This is a genomic window from Amycolatopsis sp. cmx-8-4, assembly GCF_046548675.1.
GTDB lineage: Bacteria > Actinomycetota > Actinomycetes > Mycobacteriales > Pseudonocardiaceae > Amycolatopsis.
Map to the genome: position 1 here is coordinate 196,487 of NZ_JAEBDZ010000004.1, position 16,057 is coordinate 212,543.

The following is a 16,057-nucleotide window of genomic DNA, read 5'->3' on the forward strand; positions in this document are numbered from 1 at the left end:
CGGCTCTAGACTCGGCCGGGTGGCAGCCACCGAGACCCACCTCGAAGCCGGAACGGACTCCGAAGCCCTCGACACCCTGCGCCGGGTGTTCGGCTACGACAGCTTCCGCGGCGAACAAGCGGCGATCGTCGAGCACGTGATCGCCGGCGGCGACGCGCTCGTGCTGATGCCCACCGGCGGCGGGAAGTCGCTGTGCTACCAGATCCCGGCGCTGGTGCGGCCGGGCGTGGGCGTGGTGGTCTCGCCGCTGATCGCGCTGATGCAGGACCAGGTCGACGCGCTGCGCAACGCCGGCGTCCGGGCGGGTTTCCTCAACTCCACCCAGGACTACGCGGCCCGCCAGGAGGTCGAGTCGGCGTTCCTGTCCGGCGAGCTCGACCTGCTCTACCTTGCGCCGGAACGGCTTTCGGTGGAAGCCACCGTGCGGCTGCTCGACCGCGGCAAGATCTCGCTGTTCGCGATCGACGAGGCGCACTGCGTCGCCCAGTGGGGCCACGACTTCCGGCCCGACTACCTGCAGCTCTCGGCGCTGCACGAGCGCTGGCCGGACGTGCCGCGGATCGCGCTCACCGCGACCGCCACCGAGGCCACGCACAAGGAGATCGCGACCCGGCTGAACCTCGACGAGGCCCGCCACTTCGTCGCGAGCTTCGACCGGCCGAACATCCAGTACCGGATCGTCGGCAAGAACTCGCCGCAGCGGCAGCTGCTGGAGCTGCTGCGCACCGAGCATCAGGGTGACGCCGGGATCGTCTACTGCCTGTCCCGGAACTCGGTGGAGAAGACCGCGGAGTTCCTGGTGCAGAACGGGATCCCGGCCGTGCCGTACCACGCGGGGCTGGACTCGCGCGTCCGCGCGAAGCACCAGTCGCGCTTCCTGCGGGAAGACGGGCTGATCGTGGTCGCCACGATCGCGTTCGGGATGGGCATCGACAAACCGGACGTCCGGTTCGTCGCGCACCTCGACCTGCCCAAGTCCGTGGAGGGCTACTACCAGGAGACCGGCCGCGCGGGCCGTGACGGGCTGCCGTCGACGGCCTGGCTGGCCTACGGGCTGCAGGACGTGGTGCAGCAACGCAAGATGATCGACACGTCCGAGGGCGACGACGCGCACCGGCGCCGGCTCGGCGCGCACCTCAACGCGATGCTGGCGCTGTGCGAGACGGTCGAATGCCGCCGCGTGCAGATCCTCAACTACTTCGGGCAGAAGGCCGAGCCCTGCGGCAACTGCGACACGTGCCTGAACCCGCCGGAGAAGTGGGACGGCACGATCCCCGCGCAGAAGCTGCTGTCCACGATCGTGCGGCTGCGCAACGAACGCCGCCAGAAGTTCGGCGCCGGGCAGGTCATCGACATCCTCCTCGGCAAGTCCACGCCGAAGGTCACGCAGTTCCAGCACGACACGCTGAAGACGTTCGGCATCGGCACCGAGCTGCGCGAGCCGGAGTGGCGCGCGGTGGTGCGGCAGCTGCTTGCCCAGGGCTGGCTCGCCGTCGAGGGCGACTACGGCTCGCTGGTGCTGACCGAGGCGAGCGCCGAGGTGCTGGGCGGCGACCGTGAGGTCATGCTGCGCCGCGAGCCCGAGCGGTCCGCCCCGCCGAAAGCGCGTGGCGGCAGCAAGAAAGCCGCCCCCGCGGTCGACATGCCCGCGGAGGCGGCCCCGCTGTTCGAACGGCTGCGGGCCTGGCGGGCCGGCGTCGCGAAGGAGCAGGGCGTACCCGCCTACGTCATCTTCCACGACGCGACCCTGCGCCAGATCGCCACACAGCGGCCGTCGTCGCTGGCGGACCTGGGCACGGTCAGCGGGGTCGGCGAGAACAAGCTCGCCAAGTACGGCGAAGGCGTGCTCGAAACCCTGACCGCCGAGTGACCCGGGTCTAGCGGGCGGCCGGCCCCGGCCGGCCGTCCGGCCCGGTCACCGTGCTGACCTTGCGGACGACGCCGGCGATCTGCTGGTGGTACTTGCCCTTGGTCTTGTCGTCGGCGAACTTGGCGGCCTTGCCGACGACCTGGTTCACCTTCTCGGGGTTCTTCTTGGCGTAGGCGCGGGCGGCGCCGGCGGCTCCGGCCAGCACGGTGAGCTTGCGCATGAAAGCCACGGTGGTCCTCCCTCATCGGTAACGGTCATCCTGACAACGCGGACGAACCCCCCAGAGGTTCCCCGTGTGACCTCCGCCAAACCTCCGGCCCGCCGGACCACCCGGTCTCCCCGCACCCCGATCTCGCGTGCCCGAAGCCGGAACCACCGTGTCCGAAGCCGTAACTCACGTGATCGAAGCCGGAACCGGCGTGATCGGGGCCGGAACTCGCGTGATCGAAGCCGTGACTCGCGAGTTCCGGCCCCGATCACGCGAGTCACGGGCCCGATCACGAGAGTGACGGGCCCAGTCACGCGGGTGACGGGCCCGATCACGCGAGTTACGGGCCGGGCGGGCGGCGTCAGCCTTGCTCGGCCTGCTCTGCCAGGCGCTTGATCGCCGACAGCCGGGACGACCACCGAGCGGCCACCTCGTTCATCCAGTGCGCGGTGGCCGCCAGTCCGGCCGGCCGGACCTGGTAGCGGCGCTCGCGGCCGTCGCGGCGGCCCGTCACCAGGCCGACCTGATCCAGGACCGCGAGGTGCTTGACCACGGCCTGCCGGGTGACGGGGAGGTCCGCCGCCAGCTCCGTCGCCGTCGCGTCGCCGCGCCCGGACAACAGCTCCAGCAGGCGGCGCCGGGTCGGGTCGGCCAGGGCCGCGAAGACCTCTTCGGCCGCGATGGGCTCCGTCGTCATACCGCCAGTTTCTCGGACAGCTCCCCGAGCTTGGCGATCACCGCCGTCCAGCCCTGCTCGTGGCTCTCGCGGGTGTCGTCCGGCGACGGGTCCGGCGCCGGCGCGCGGGTGGTGAAGCCGCTTTCGACCACCTTCAACCGCGTACTGCCACCCTCCGCCGTCAGCGTGAACTCGACCAGCGTCGAGTTGTCCTCGTCGGCGACCACGCCCGGGAACCCGCTGGCCCAGCGGTACGACAGCACGCGCGGCGGGTCCAGGGCGACGATCTTGGTCGGGAAGGTGCCGTGGTCGCCGTGGTCGAGGCGGATGATCCCGCCCGGCCGCAGGTCCACCGGCGCCGGCGTGCCGTCGCCGAACCACCGGCCGACGTGCTCCGGCTCGGTGAGCACCGCCCACACCCGCTCGACCGGCGCGTCGATCACGATCTCCTGCTCGACCTGGTCCTGGTTCATCTTCATCCCCTTGAGTCGGTTTCTCGTGCAACCACAGAGTTGCACGAGAAGACGCCAGACGCAACCCGCGAGTTGCGTCTCGGCCGGAAAATCGCGCGCGCATCACGGCCCCGGCCCCCTACGCTCGCGATCATGCGCGACCTGGCCGCCCTGCCGAAGGCTCACCTGCACGTCCACCTGGAGAGCACGATCCGGCCGGGCACCCTCCGCGAGCTCGGCGCGGCCAACGGCGTCGACGTCCCGGCCGAGCAACCGGTGTTCGACGGCTTCCGCGCCTTCGCCGACTACAACGCGCTCATCCGGTCGTGCCTGCGGCGGCCCGAGGACTTCGAGCGGATCGCCCGCGAGTACTGCGCGGACGAAGCCGCACAGGGCACCCGCTACGCCGAGATCACGTTCACCGCCGCCGCCCACGGGGAACGCCTGGGCGACCCGGAGATGCCGCTCGCGTCCGTCCTCAAAGGACTCAAGGACAGCGGCGCCATCGAGTGGCGGCTGCTGCTGGACCACTCTCGCCGCCGCTCGGTCGACCGCGCCGAGCGCACCCTCGAACTCGCCCTGAAGTACGACGACGTGTTCGCGATCGGCATGGCCGGCGAGGAGAACCACTCGCTCCGGCCGTTCGCGACGCTCTTCGAGAAGGCCCGCGCGGCCGGGATCCACCTGCTGCACCACACCGGCGAGGACGCCGGGCCGGACAGCATCCGCGAAGCCCTCGAAATCGGCCGGACCGAACGGCTCGGCCACGGCATCCGGGTCCTCGACGACGCCGAGCTGACCGCGGAGGTCCGCGCCCGCGGGCTCGCCCTCGAGGTCTGCCCGTCGTCGAACGTCACGCTCGGCCTGGTGCCGTCACTGCCCGAGCACCCGCTTCCCCGGCTGCTCGACGCGGGCCTGCGGGTCACCCTGAACACCGACGTCCCGTCGGTCACCGGCGCGCAGCTGGCCGGCGAATACACCCGCGTCCAAGAGGCTTTCGGCTACGACGACGCCGCGATGGCCGACTTCGCGCGGGCGAGCGTGCACGCGTCGTTCGCGCCCGAGACGACGAAAGCCGGGATGCTGCGCGACATCGACGCGTGGCTCACACCGGCAGCAGGCGGGTGACCAGCGTCGAAAGCTGGTGCACCGTGCGGCATTCGTGCATCTCCACGACGTCGGCGTACTCCAGCGCCGCCGAGTCGCCGGTCGACCACAGCGATCGCCGCTCGGGGTTCAGCCAGTAGACGTGGCGGGCGCGCGACTTGATCGCGCGGACGGCGTCGAGGTTCGGGTCGCCGCCGTTGGTGCGGGCGTCGCCGAGGATGAGCACCGACGTCCGCGGGCCGACCGCGTCGAGCCAGTTCGCCGTGAACTGCGCGAGCGAGCCGCCGTAGTCGCTGTGGCCGTCCCAGCGCACCAGCGCGGCTTCGGCGAGCATGCGCGCGCCCAGTTTCTCCGGGTCGGCGACGCCGGTGGTGACCAGGTGCGTGACCTCGTCCGCGCTGTCGACGAACGCGAACACGCGGATCTTGCTGAACTGGTCGCGCAGTGCCTGCACGAGCAGCATGGTGAAGTTCGCGAACCCCGCCACCGAACCGGAAAGGTCGCACAGCAGCACGATTTCCGGCCGTCCGGGCCGGCGGTGGCGGTAGGCCGGGCGCAGCGGCACACCGCCGGTTGAGAGCGAGCGCCGCAGCGTGCGGCGCAGGTCGATCTGCCCGCGCGTGGTGCGCTTGCGGCGGGCCGCGAGGCGGGTCGCCAGCTTGCGGGACAACGGCTGGATCGTGCGCCGCAGCTCGGCGAGCTGGCTGCGGCTGGCGATGAGGAAGTCGACGCGGTCGGCCGCGGGCGCGATGGCGTGCTTGGCGACACGCTCGCGGCCGCGGACCTCGGCCGCACGGCGGCGGGCCTCGGTGCGGACCTGCCCGCGGAAGCCCTCGACGCGACGGCGGATCTCGTCGCGGTCGAGCCGGTCGGTGAACTCGCCGCGCGCCCCGCCACCGCGCATCGCCGCGAGCACGCGCGCGATGAGCGTCTGCGGCTGCAGCCGGTCGAGGGTCTGGTGAGCCGAGAAACTTCCACTCCCCAGGCCGGACGACGAGCCGTACTGGCCCAGCATGTCGACCGCGAGCCCGGCCAGCTGCGCCAGTGCCTGCTCGTCGCCGGCGGTCAACGCCGCCGCGAGCTGCTCCCGCAGCTGTTCGACGGTCGTGTCCGACCGGGCCCGTTCGGGCGTGCCGATCCCGGCCGGGAAGTACAGGTCGAACGCGGCGTCGAACACCGCGCGCTGCCCGCCGCGGCGGACCAGGGCCGCGGCCAGGCCCTCCCGGACCAGCTCGCGGTCGTCGAACCCGAGGACCTCCAGCGCCGCGGCGGCGTCGACCGTCTCGGCCGGGCCCGCCGGGATGCCCTGGACCCGCAATGCCTTGACGAACGACGCGAGCCGCTCCGGCACGCCGCCGGTCACGACGCGTCCAGGACCTGTTCGAGCTGCAGCCCGGCGCCGGCCTTGGTGATGTCGTCCTGGTGCTTGAGCACGACGCCGAGGCTCTCCCGCACCACCTGCTCGCTCAGCGTCGTCGCACCCAGCGCGAGCAGCGTGCGCGCCCAGTCGATGGTCTCGGCGACCGACGGCAGCTTCCGCAGGTCCATCGCCCGCAGCGCGGCGATCACCCGGACGACCGAATCCGCCAGCGCGTCGTCGATGCCGGGCACCTTGAGCCGGACGATCTCGCGCTCCAGGTCCTCGTCCGGGAAGTCGATGTGCAGGAACAGGCAACGGCGGCGCAGCGCCTCGGACAGCTCGCGCGTCGCGTTGGACGTCAGCACGGCGAACGGCGCGCGCGTGGCGGTGATCGTGCCCAGCTCCGGCACGGTCACCTGGAAGTCGCCGAGCACCTCCAGCAGCAGGCCCTCGACCTCCATGTCGGCCTTGTCGGTCTCGTCGATGAGCAGCACGGTCGGCTCGTCCGACGAGATCGCCGTGAGCAGCGGGCGGCGCAGCAGGAACTCCTCGCCGAAGATGTCGGTGCGGGCGTCCTCCCACGTCTCGTCGCGGCCGGCGGTGATCCGCAGCAACTGCTTCGCGTGGTTCCACTCGTACAGCGCGCGGGCCTCGTCGATGCCCTCGTAGCACTGCAGGCGCACCAGCCGCGAGCCGCTGACCTGGGCGACGGCCTTGGCCAGCTCGGTCTTGCCGACGCCGGCCGGGCCTTCGACCAGCAACGGCTTGCCGAGCCGGTCGGCGAGGAACACCGTGGTCGCCACCGCCGTCGACGCCAGGTAGCCGGCCTCGGCCAGTTTCGCCGACACGTCGTCGACGGAGGTGAAGAATCCGGTGCCCACCGATGGCCTCCTAAGCGCTCGCTCACCCCGGACTCTACCGGACTGGCGGGCGCGTCCCGGACGGTTAGCATCGGCCGCGTGACCTATGTTGCGGCTTCCGGCCGATACGACTCGATCCCCTACCGGCGCTGCGGGCGGTCCGGGCTGAAGCTGCCCGCGATCTCGCTCGGGCTGTGGCACAACTTCGGCCACGACAAGCCCCTGCAGACCCAGCGCGACATCACCCGCCGCGCCTTCGACCTCGGCATCACGCACTTCGACCTGGCCAACAACTACGGCCCGCCCTTCGGCTCGGCCGAGGAGAACTTCGGGCGGCTGCTGGCCACCGACTTCAAGCCCTACCGCGACGAGCTGGTGATCTCCACCAAGGCCGGCTACGACATGTGGCCCGGGCCGTACGGCGAGTGGGGCTCCCGCAAGTACCTGCTGTCCTCCTTGGACCAGTCGCTGGGCCGGATGGGCCTGGACTACGTCGACATCTTCTACTCGCACCGGTTCGACCCCGAGACGCCGCTGGAGGAGACGGTCGGCGCGCTCGACAGCGCCGTCCGCGCCGGGAAAGCGCTTTACGTCGGCATCTCGTCGTACAACTCGGAGCGGACGGCCGAAGCGGCGCGGCTGCTGCGGGAGCTCGGCACGCCGTTGCTGATCCACCAGCCGTCGTACTCGATGCTGAACCGCTGGATCGAGGAGGACCACCTGCTCGACACGCTGGCGGACGTGGGCGCGGGCTGCATCGCGTTCTCCCCGCTCGCGCAGGGCCTGCTGACGGACAAGTACCTGACCGGTGTTCCGGCGGACTCCCGGGCCGCGCAGGGCAAGTCGCTCGACCCGGACACCCTCGACGACGACCGGCTGGGCCGCGTCCGCGCGCTCAACGGGATCGCCGGGCGCCGCGGGCAGTCGCTGGCCCAGCTCGCGCTGGCCTGGGCGCTGCGCGACGCCCGCGTGACGTCGGTGCTGATCGGCGCGAGCAGCGTCAAGCAGCTGGAGGACAATGTCGGCGCGCTCGGCAACCTCGACTTCAGCTCCGAGGAGCTGACCGAGATCGACGGCCACGCGACCGACGCGGACATCAACCTCTGGAAGCGGTCGTCGGACGGCTGACGACCACCGACCGGGACGGCGGGGTGCCCTGCGCCTCGCCGTTTTCCCGGTCTGACGTTTGACCAGATTTCGTATTTGGTCATACGATGGCAGCATGCCTCCTGCCGAAGACCGCGCCGAACGGGCCGAGCGGATCCTCGACGCCGCCGCCGAGCTGCTGCTGCGCGCCGGCTACCGGCGCACCACGATCGAGGACGTCGCCGAGCGCGCGGGCGTCGGCAAGGGGACCGTCTACCTGCACTGGAAGAACCGCGAGGAGCTGTTCCTCGCCGTCCTGCTGCGGGAGTCCGTCCGCAGCATCGAAGACCTCGTGCGGGCACTCGAAGCCGACCCGCTCGCCGCGCGGCTCGCCACGCTGACCGAGGTCCAGTACACGAACGTGCTGGCCCGCCCGCTGCTGCGCGCCGGGTACGTCGACGACACCGAAACGCTCGGCAAGCTCCTGCCGAAGCTGCACGACAAGCTCGACCCGCGCCACGACGAGGCGTTCGTCGAGTACCTCGAACTGCTGGCGGAAAACGACCTGCTCCGCACCGACCGGCCGGCCCGCGAGCTCGCCGTCGCCTACCGCGCGGTGCTGCACGGCTTCCTCGTCGGCGCTCCCCCGGCGGAGCCCGCGCTGATCGCCGACACCGTCTCCCACGCCTTCGAACCCGTGGCCGTCTCGACGACGCAGCTGCGGGCGGTCGCGCCGCGGGCCATCGCCCTGTTCACCGAATCCGTCGCGCTCGACCGGAAACGGCTCGAACGCGCGTACTGAAACACTGGGAGAACACACATGCGCACCGGAATCCTGATCGACGAGCTCGGCGTCGGCTTCGACGCCATGACCGCGCAAGCACGCGAAGCCGCGAAGCTCGGCTACCAGACCCTGTGGCTGGCGCAACGCGGCGGCTGGGACGCCCTCACCGCGCTGCCCGCGCTCGGCGCCGCCGCGCCCGGGATCGAGCTGGGCACCTGCGTCGTGCCGACCTACCCGCGGCACCCGATCACCATGGCCGCGCAGGCGCTGACCGTGCAGGCCGCCACCGGCGTGCCGGTCCACCTCGGCGTCGGGCTGAGCCACCGGTACATCGTCGAGCACGAGTTCGGCTACTCCTACGACCGCCCGATCCGCCACCTGCGCGAGTACCTCCAGGCGCTGAACCCGGTGCTGCGCGGGGAAAAGGCGGACGTCCACGGTGAGACGCTCACCGCGGCGGGCGGCGTGAACGCCCCCGGCGCCGCGCGGCCCGCGGTGCTGGTGGGCTCGGTGAGCCCGAAGTCGACGCGGCTGGCCGGCGAACTCGCCGACGGCGTGATCACGACCTGGGCCGGCCCGCGGGCCATCGGCGAGTTCGTGGTGCCGGCGCTGGGGACCGCGTCGCGCGTGGTCTCCGGGCAGCTGATCTGCGTCACGTCCGAAGTGGACGAACGCCGGGCCTGGGTCGAGGAGACCTACGGCGCCGCCGCGAGCGTCCCGGCGTACCGCGCGGTCCTGGACCGCGACGGCTACGCGAAAGCGTCCGACAGCGCGATCATCGGCGACGAGGAAACCGTGCGGCGCCAGGTGAAAGCCCTCGAAGACGCGGGCGCGACGGAACTGCTGGTGATGCCCTTCGGCTCGGCGGCGGACCAGGCCCGCACCCGCGAACTGCTGGCGTCGTGAGCCGCCTCTGGGTCGACGACCTCCGCCCGGCGCCGGCCGGCTGGACCTGGGCGAAGTCGAGCGCGGAGGCGATCGAGCTGCTCGCGGCGGCCGAGTTCGCCGCGATCTCGCTGGACCACGACCTCGGCGGCGACGACACGACCCGCCCGGTCGTGCGCTGGCTGTGCGAACACGACCGCTGGCCGGCGGTGGTGCACGTCCACACCGCGAACCCGGTCGGCCGCGAGTGGCTCACCGGCATGGCGCGCCGCTACGGCCCCGGCGTCCGCCCCGTAAGGCCGCGCCGGCAAAGTCCGTGAAGGACTCCTTACCGGCTCTTAGCGCCGGGAAGGAGGCCTTCACGGCTTTCGGGCCAGCGGCGCGGGGAGGTGGGTCGCTTCCGGGAAGAGGTTCAGCGCCGCGCCCAGCTCGGCGATGTCCGCCGGATCGGCCAGGGAGCGGCCCAGCTCTGGACGACGCAAGCGAGTGCGCCGGGTGGGTCAGCCGACGTCGGAGCCGTGCTCGCGGTCGCCGCGCGGCTTGATCGCCGGTCCGAACAGGTCGGTTCACGTATCAGAGGGTCGGCTCGCGTATCCAGGGAGTCGGTTCACGTACCCAGAGGGTCGGCTCGCGTACCCAGAGGGTCGGCCCGCGTGCCTGGAGGGTCGGCTCGCGTGATTGCGGGGTCGACACGGTTGCGGGGTGCCGTGTAGGGCGTTATACGCGGGTCACTCGATCTGCTTGACGGCCCATTCGGACCACTCGCGGCTCATCGCCGAGAAGCGCTTGCCCCACTCCAGGACCAGGCGGCCGTACTGGGCCTCGTTGTCGTCGCCCCAGTCGATCGACGCTTCCAGCTCCGTGAGGCGTTCTTCGCGCCGGCGGCTGTTCTCGCCCATGTACTCGATGAACTCCTTCGCCTTCTCCGGCGACACCGAGCCCAGGAAGTAGACGCGCAGCAGGACCTCGTTGCGCGGGGACCGGTTGGGCTTCACCTCGACCAGCCAGTGCCGCAGCTCGACGCGGCCGTCCTCGGTGATCTCGTACTCTTTGCGCCCGCGCGGGCCCTCGGCGAGGACCCGGATGAGGCCCGCCTTCTCGAGCTTGCCGAGTTCGCCGTACAGCTGGCTCTGCGTCGCCGCCCACACGTTGGACATCGCCTGCTCGAAGCGTTTCAGCAGGTCGTAACCACTGGCCGGCGCTTCGTCCAGCATGCCGAGCACCGCGTGTCGAAGGCTCATGTCCTCATCTTACCTTCCACTCTTGACATGTTCAATGATGACCCTCTAACTTCGACATGTCATAGTTGGAACGTCATGGGGAGACCGGCCATGAACTACCTCAAGAGCTTCATCCCGTGGATCGCCTTCGCGGTCGTCGCGACCCGGTTCGACTGGCGCTGGTCGGCCCTCACCGGGCTCGTCCTGGCCGCCGTCCTGCTCGCCGTGGCCCGCCGCGAAGGACGCAAGGCGGCCACGCTGATCATCGAGCTGAGCGCGCTCGCCTTCTTCGCGCTGCTCACCGTCGTCGCGTTCGGCTTCCCGGCGTCGCCGCTGAAGACCTACACCGGCGCGCTCACCGACGCCTGGCTGGCGCTCACCGCCTGGGGTTCGATCCTCCTGCGCCGCCCGTTCACCCTCGGCATCGCCAAGACGATGACGCCGCCGGAGCTGTGGGACAACCCGGGCTTCAAGCGCGTCAACCTGATCATCACGCTCGTGTGGGCCGTGAGCTTCACCGTCACCGGCCTCGCCGGCATCGCGCTGCTGAACTACGCCCCGCACGCGACGGCGGCGCTGATCGTGCTCAAGGTCCTCGGCTTCGCCGTCCCCGTCGCCTTCACCGTCCGCTACCCGCGCATCGTCCGCGCCCGCGCGCAGAAAGCCGCGTGACCCGATGACCACCACCGACTTCCACCTCACCGGGGCGTACGCGCCCGTCCACGACGAGCTGACCGCGTTCGACCTGCCGGTGACCGGCGCGCTGCCGCCCGAGCTGACCGGCTGGTACCTGCGCAACGGCCCCAACCCGCGCACCGACAGCAAGCACTGGTTCACCGGCGACGGCATGCTCCACGGAGTCCGCCTCGAGCACGGCCGCGCCGCCTGGTACCGCAACCGCTGGGTCCGCACTGAAAGCTTCGGCGACGACGACTCGGCGCTCTACAACGCCGACGGCTCCCGGAACCTGCGCACCAGCACGGCCAACACGCACGTCGTCAACCACGCCGGCCGGACGCTCGCGCTCGTCGAGTCGTCGCTGCCGTACGAGATCACGACCGAGCTGGACACCGTGGGCGCGTACGACTTCGGCGGCGAACTGGCCGACTCGATGACCGCGCACCCGAAGATCTGCCCCACCACCGGGGAACTGCACTTCTTCGGCTACGGCAGCATCACCGCGCCGCACGTGAGCTACTACCGCGCCGACGCGAGCGGGAAGCTCGTCCTCAAGCAGCCGATCGACGTGCCGGGCCTGACGATGATGCACGACTTCGCGCTCACCGCGTCGCACGCCGTGTTCTACGACCTGCCGGTGGTGTTCGACCCGGCGTCGGTCGGCCAGGGCATGCCCTACCGCTGGGACGCCGGCTACGGCGCGCGCCTCGGCGTGCTGCGCCGCGACGACCCGGCCGGCGGCGTCCGCTGGTTCGACGTCGAGCCGTGCTACGTCTTCCACACGCTCAACGCGCACGACACCGCCGACGGCCGGATCGTGGTGCACGTCGTCCGCTACGACCACCTGTGGTGGGCGGGGCACGACCCGGCGCGCGGCGTGCTGTGGCGCTGGACGCTCGACCCGGCGACCGGCCGCGTCACTGAAGAACGCCTCGACGAGCGGCCCGCCGAGTTCCCCCGCATCGACGACCGGTTCGCCGGCTCCGACGTCCGGTTCGGGCACGTCACGCAGGGCGGCCGCGACGGCGAGCAGAGCTTCCTGCGCCGCCACGACCTGCACACCGGCGCCGTCGAGCAGCACGTCTTCGCGCCCGGGCACACCCCCGGCGAGGCCGTGTTCGTCCCGGCCGCGGGCGGCGACGGCTGGCTGCTCACCTACGTCTACGACGCCGCCGAAGACCGCAGCGACCTCGTGGTCTTCGACGCCGGGGACGTCGCCGCCGCGCCGGTCGCCGTCGTCCACCTGCCGCAGCGGGTGCCCGCCGGGTTCCACGGGAACTGGCTGCCGGACGCGTGAGCGGTCAGGCGAACTTGGTCTTGGGCCGCTCCTGCAGGACGTCGTCCACGTAGACGTCGACCTTCTCGTCGAGGAACGCGACCAGCCCGGCGACGCGGGTGCTCTCCGGCAACGGCGTCGGGTAGCTCCAGGCGAGGTCCTCGTGCCCGGTCACCGAGAAGTACTCCGTCGCCCCCTTGTACGGGCAGTGCGTCACGGTTCCGGTCTTCTCGAGCAGGTCCATCCGGACGTCCACGCGCGGCAGGTAGTACCGGGTGGGCAGGTTGGTCTCGAACAGCAGGTGCGCGCGGACGGTGTCCGCGACGGTCACGCCGTCGACCTCGATCCGGACGTGCCGGGAGCTGGGCAGGATGTCGACGCGCACCCCGGGATCGCGGGGGTGGGTGAAGATCTGCTCGTCCTCCTCGAACCAGTCGAACGCGGCGAAGTCGAACCGCACGTGGCCGCGCAGCTCCTCGATGGGCGAATCCGGGTACTCCAGCGCGCCGTCCACCGCCTCGGACCCGGCAACCTTTATCGTCGACAGAACACCTTCTCCCCGGCTGGGCGAGTGCGACGTCCGCCCGGAGGGAGTGAGGAGGCCGCTCTCCACGTCCGCGCGTGGGAAGTAGTACGTGGGGTAGTACGGAACTTCCCACACCAGGAGGGGGTGCACCGTGTCCGCGACGTTCTGCCCGCCGAGGAACACCCGTACCCGCTTCGCGCCTTGTGCCACGCGGACCCGCCCGCGTACCGGAGTGCTCATGGTCGGCTCAACGGACGGCCTTCCGGCGGAATTCCCGTCCCCGGCGGCGGCGCGGCGGTTAGGTTGGCAGTGAGCACGAGGACAACAGGAGGCGGGCACCGGTGGCCGGCGTAGAAATCCCCACGGTCGGCACCCCCGCCGGGATGCGGAAGATCAACCAGCGCGCGGTGCTGGACCTGCTGCGGCGCAGCGGCCCGGCGACGCGGCCGCAGGTCGCGAAGGACACCGGGCTCTCGAAGCCGACGGTCAGCCAGGCGCTGCTCGCGCTCGAGGCGGCCGGGCTGGCGCGCCCGACCGGGCACACCTCCACCGGCACCGGGCGGTCAGCCGTGCTGTACGAAGCCGACCCGACCGCGGGGTACGTGCTGGGCGTCGACATCGGCCGCGAGCACATCCGCGTCGCCGTGTCGGACCTCGGCCGGACGCTCGTGGCGCGCCGCGACGAACGCAACTCCGCCCGCTCCGGCGCGACGCTGGTCGCCACGGTCGGCCGGATCGCGGCCGACGCCGTCGCCGAGGCGGGCCTGACGGCGGCCGACATCGTTGTCCGCGTCGTCGGCTCCCCCGGCGTCGCCGACCCGGACAAGCGCTGCTTCCGGCACGCGCCGAACCTGCCGGGCTGGGGCCGGGCCGGGCTGATCGACGACCTCGAGGCCGCGCTGGGCCCGGGCCTGGTGGTGGAGAACGACGCGAACCTCACCGCCGTCGGCGAGGGCGAAAGCGGCGCCGCGCGGGGTGTGTCGGTGTTCGGCTGCATCACGATCGGCACCGGCGTCGGCATGGGCATCATGGTCGACGGCCGGGTGTTCCGCGGCGCCACCGGCGCGGCGGGCGAGATCGGCTACCTCCCGTACGGCCGCACCCGCGCGGCCGACTCCCCGGGTCTGCCGCCCACCCGCGGCCACCTCGAAGAGGCGACGGCGGCCCAGTCGGTCGTCCGCGGCGCGCGCGAACTCGGCCTGGGCACCGCGAAATCGGCCCGCGAGGTGTTCCGCCTGGCCCGCGAAGGCGACGAGCTCGCCCGCCGCGCGGTGGAGACGGAAGCGGATCGCCTGGCGTACACGGTGGCCTCGGTGGCGGCGGTGATCGACCCGGAACTGATCGTCCTGGGCGGCGGCATGGGCACGGCGGCCGACCTCCTGCTGGAGCCGATCGACCGGGCCCTGCGCGCGTTCACGCCGCTGGTGCCGAAGGTGGTCCAGGGCGAGCTGGGCGAAGACGCGGTCCTGACGGGCGCCATCAGCGTGGGCCTGCGGGCGGCCGAAGGCCTGGTCTTCGAGCGCCGTGTCGGGGCTGCCTGACGTTCAAAGCCGTGAGGGGCACCCTCAGGGATGTATAAGCCGTGAGGGGCACCTTCAGGACTTACAAGCCGTGAGGGGCACCTTCACGGCTATGCGGCGATCTCGCAGTCGCGGGCTCGGCCGGCGCGACACCCGCTCCGCGACACCCGGTCCGCGGTGCCCGGGATGGCGGTAGCCGATCGGCGGGACCGCCTGCGACCGTGGACTCCATGGATCCGGAGGCCGATCCGCCCGCCCTGTTCACGCTGTCCCCGCGACGCGAACCCCTGGCCGCGTTCCGAAACCGGCTCACCCACCACCGCCCGGCCGAAACTCCCCCGGGGCCGCCGCCGACGTGGCGTCGCGCCCACGCCGGGGATCGGGGCCGGACCACGGCGGGCACGGTGCACCTCGTCACCGGCGACTGGCTGCCCGCCTGCGGCACGGGCCTCAACAGCTGGGACTACCGTGGGCTGCGGCCGACGGACGACGAAGTGACCTGCGGGCGCTGCGCCGCACGCGACGCCCGCCGGCGCCCGCCGCCCGGGCAGTTGACGCTGTTCTAAGCCGCGCGCCAAGCTTCGCCGCCCGTCGAGACCCGCCACGGTGTCAAGCGCAGCACCGTGATCTTCGGGTCCCGGTGGTCCTCGCCGCCCAGGATCTTCGGGTCGTAGCCCAGCGGCTCCGGCGTCGAGGCGAACAGGTCCCACAGGTACTCGCGGGTCGCCTCGTCGTCGGCGAAGTCCGCGCGGCACTCCGCCACCGCCACTTCGTGCTGCGGGTCCCAGTACGAGCACGACACGTACGGCGACGCCGTCAGGTGCGCGACCTTCAACGGCGTCGGGCGGGTGAACAGCCAGCCGGCCAGGCCTTCCGGCGCCCGTTCCCAGATCGGGTGGACGACCCGGGACCGCGGCCGGCCGCGGCGGTCGACCGTCACCATCGTGCACCAGACGATCCGGTGCGCCACGCGGACGAACTCCCCGGCCAGCTCGGCCGGAACTCTGCTAGATTTCACAACCATGGTTGTGCATCCTACGGCAGACAGCCTCGATCTGTCACTCACCGCCCTCTTCGCCGGCTGGGCGCTGACCGACGAGGTCCAGCGGCGGCTGGCCGGGCAGGGCTTCGGGGACCTGCGCTTCAACGACGGCGTCGTCATCCAGCACGTGCTGGCCGCGCCGCTGTCCATCACCGCGCTGGCCGAGCGGATGGGGGTGACGCAGCAGGCCGCGTCGAAGGCCGTCGCCGACCTCGAACGCCGGGGGCTGGTCCGCCGCGAGCCCGATCCGGCCGATGCGCGCACAAAACTGCTGCACCTCACCGAACACGCCCACAACGCCGTCGAAGCGACCCGGGTAGTGCGCGGCGACCTCCAGGAGGAACTGGTCGCCGGCTACGGCGCCGACCGCGTCGAGGACACCCGGAAGCTCCTGGCCGCGATCATCGGCCGCTACGGCGGCGACGACGCGATCCGCGGCCGCCGGGTCCGGCCCCCGAGGTGATTACCTCCGGCGTAATCGACGGCCGCCCACGGAAAGCCGACCAT

General features: G+C 71.7%; 20 protein-coding genes. 11 read left to right on the forward strand and 9 right to left on the reverse strand.

The window, feature by feature from the left end; genetic code table 11:
• Positions 1–19 precede the first annotated feature (19 nt).
• Positions 20–1,870, forward strand: coding sequence for a DNA helicase RecQ (recQ, locus tag ACLJQZ_RS09930; protein WP_410619729.1), 1,851 nt, complete (start codon positions 20–22; stop codon positions 1,868–1,870).
• A 7-nt stretch (positions 1,871–1,877) separates the two neighbouring features.
• Here the strand turns inward: recQ and ACLJQZ_RS09935 are convergent, their stop codons facing one another.
• The 3 genes from ACLJQZ_RS09935 to ACLJQZ_RS09945 form a co-directional block, all read right to left on the reverse strand.
• A complete protein-coding gene (locus ACLJQZ_RS09935; RefSeq protein WP_410619730.1) occupies positions 1,878–2,090 on the reverse strand; it encodes an antitoxin in 213 nt (70 codons plus the stop codon).
• Between the two features lie 349 nt (positions 2,091–2,439).
• Positions 2,440–2,775 carry an ArsR/SmtB family transcription factor gene (locus tag ACLJQZ_RS09940; RefSeq protein WP_410619731.1) on the reverse strand — a complete coding sequence of 112 codons (336 nt, stop codon included), beginning with the start codon at positions 2,773–2,775 and terminating at the stop codon, positions 2,440–2,442.
• Positions 2,772–3,227: an SRPBCC family protein gene (locus ACLJQZ_RS09945; RefSeq protein ID WP_410619732.1), complete on the reverse strand. Its 456-nt coding sequence runs from the start codon at positions 3,225–3,227 to the stop codon at positions 2,772–2,774. The genes ACLJQZ_RS09940 and ACLJQZ_RS09945 overlap by 4 nt, the downstream gene beginning before the upstream one ends.
• A 132-nt stretch (positions 3,228–3,359) precedes the next feature.
• Here ACLJQZ_RS09945 and add point away from each other — a divergent pair, with 132 nt between their 5' ends.
• Positions 3,360–4,334, forward strand: coding sequence for an adenosine deaminase (gene add, locus ACLJQZ_RS09950; protein WP_410619733.1), 975 nt, complete (start codon positions 3,360–3,362; stop codon positions 4,332–4,334).
• Here the strand turns inward: add and ACLJQZ_RS09955 are convergent.
• Positions 4,312–5,676: a vWA domain-containing protein gene (locus ACLJQZ_RS09955; RefSeq protein WP_410619734.1), complete on the reverse strand. Its 1,365-nt coding sequence runs from the start codon at positions 5,674–5,676 to the stop codon at positions 4,312–4,314. The genes add and ACLJQZ_RS09955 overlap by 23 nt on opposite strands.
• The gene (locus ACLJQZ_RS09960) at positions 5,673–6,554 is read right to left on the reverse strand and encodes an AAA family ATPase (protein WP_247054467.1); all 882 of its coding nucleotides are present in this window, start codon (positions 6,552–6,554) and stop codon (positions 5,673–5,675) included. Before ACLJQZ_RS09960 ends, ACLJQZ_RS09955 begins: the two co-directional genes overlap by 4 nt.
• A gap of 78 nt (positions 6,555–6,632) precedes the next feature.
• On the opposite strand from ACLJQZ_RS09960, the gene mgrA reads away from it, so the two are divergent.
• The 4 genes from mgrA (at position 6,633) to ACLJQZ_RS09980 (ending at position 9,608) form a co-directional block, all read left to right on the forward strand.
• Positions 6,633–7,661, forward strand: coding sequence for an L-glyceraldehyde 3-phosphate reductase (gene mgrA, locus ACLJQZ_RS09965; RefSeq protein ID WP_410619735.1), 1,029 nt, complete (start codon positions 6,633–6,635; stop codon positions 7,659–7,661).
• Between the two features lie 94 nt (positions 7,662–7,755).
• Positions 7,756–8,421: a TetR/AcrR family transcriptional regulator gene (locus ACLJQZ_RS09970; RefSeq protein WP_410619736.1), complete on the forward strand. Its 666-nt coding sequence runs from the start codon at positions 7,756–7,758 to the stop codon at positions 8,419–8,421.
• Between the two features lie 18 nt (positions 8,422–8,439).
• Entirely contained in the window at positions 8,440–9,309 is an 870-nt protein-coding gene (locus tag ACLJQZ_RS09975; protein ID WP_410619737.1) for a TIGR03564 family F420-dependent LLM class oxidoreductase, read from the forward strand.
• Entirely contained in the window at positions 9,306–9,608 is a 303-nt protein-coding gene (locus ACLJQZ_RS09980; protein WP_410619738.1) for a cyclic-phosphate processing receiver domain-containing protein, read from the forward strand. The genes ACLJQZ_RS09975 and ACLJQZ_RS09980 overlap by 4 nt, the downstream gene beginning before the upstream one ends.
• 39 nt (positions 9,609–9,647) lie before the next feature.
• On the opposite strand, the gene ACLJQZ_RS09985 is transcribed toward ACLJQZ_RS09980, so the two are convergent.
• Positions 9,648–9,770, reverse strand: coding sequence for a hypothetical protein (locus ACLJQZ_RS09985; RefSeq protein WP_410619739.1), 123 nt, complete (start codon positions 9,768–9,770; stop codon positions 9,648–9,650).
• A 246-nt stretch (positions 9,771–10,016) separates the two neighbouring features.
• Positions 10,017–10,529, reverse strand: a complete 513-nt coding sequence (locus ACLJQZ_RS09990) for a PadR family transcriptional regulator (protein ID WP_410619740.1) — start codon at positions 10,527–10,529, stop codon at positions 10,017–10,019.
• Positions 10,530–10,619: 90 nt separating this feature from the next.
• Between ACLJQZ_RS09990 and ACLJQZ_RS09995 the strand changes: the two genes are divergently transcribed.
• Together ACLJQZ_RS09995 and ACLJQZ_RS10000 are read left to right on the forward strand one after the other, a co-directional pair.
• Positions 10,620–11,180, forward strand: a complete 561-nt coding sequence (locus ACLJQZ_RS09995) for a hypothetical protein (RefSeq protein ID WP_410619741.1) — start codon at positions 10,620–10,622, stop codon at positions 11,178–11,180.
• A gap of 4 nt (positions 11,181–11,184) precedes the next feature.
• Positions 11,185–12,483, forward strand: a complete 1,299-nt coding sequence (locus tag ACLJQZ_RS10000; RefSeq protein ID WP_410619742.1) for a carotenoid oxygenase family protein — start codon at positions 11,185–11,187, stop codon at positions 12,481–12,483.
• 4 nt (positions 12,484–12,487) lie between these two features.
• On the opposite strand, the gene ACLJQZ_RS10005 is transcribed toward ACLJQZ_RS10000, so the two are convergent.
• Entirely contained in the window at positions 12,488–13,228 is a 741-nt protein-coding gene (locus ACLJQZ_RS10005; protein ID WP_410619743.1) for a DUF427 domain-containing protein, read from the reverse strand.
• Between the two features lie 101 nt (positions 13,229–13,329).
• On the opposite strand from ACLJQZ_RS10005, the gene ACLJQZ_RS10010 reads away from it, so the two are divergent.
• Together ACLJQZ_RS10010 and ACLJQZ_RS10015 are read left to right on the forward strand one after the other, a co-directional pair.
• Entirely contained in the window at positions 13,330–14,529 is a 1,200-nt protein-coding gene (locus ACLJQZ_RS10010) for an ROK family protein (protein ID WP_410619744.1), read from the forward strand.
• Between the two features lie 209 nt (positions 14,530–14,738).
• Positions 14,739–15,074, forward strand: a complete 336-nt coding sequence (locus tag ACLJQZ_RS10015) for a hypothetical protein (protein WP_410619745.1) — start codon at positions 14,739–14,741, stop codon at positions 15,072–15,074.
• On the opposite strand, the gene ACLJQZ_RS10020 is transcribed toward ACLJQZ_RS10015, so the two are convergent.
• Positions 15,071–15,532 (reverse strand): pyridoxamine 5'-phosphate oxidase family protein, encoded by a 462-nt coding sequence (locus tag ACLJQZ_RS10020; RefSeq protein ID WP_410619746.1) that lies wholly within the window; start codon positions 15,530–15,532, stop codon positions 15,071–15,073. The two genes, ACLJQZ_RS10015 and ACLJQZ_RS10020, sit on opposite strands and share 4 nt — an antisense overlap.
• Here ACLJQZ_RS10020 and ACLJQZ_RS10025 point away from each other — a divergent pair.
• Entirely contained in the window at positions 15,531–16,013 is a 483-nt protein-coding gene (locus ACLJQZ_RS10025; protein ID WP_410619747.1) for a MarR family winged helix-turn-helix transcriptional regulator, read from the forward strand. The genes ACLJQZ_RS10020 and ACLJQZ_RS10025 overlap by 2 nt on opposite strands.
• Positions 16,014–16,057 lie beyond the last annotated feature (44 nt).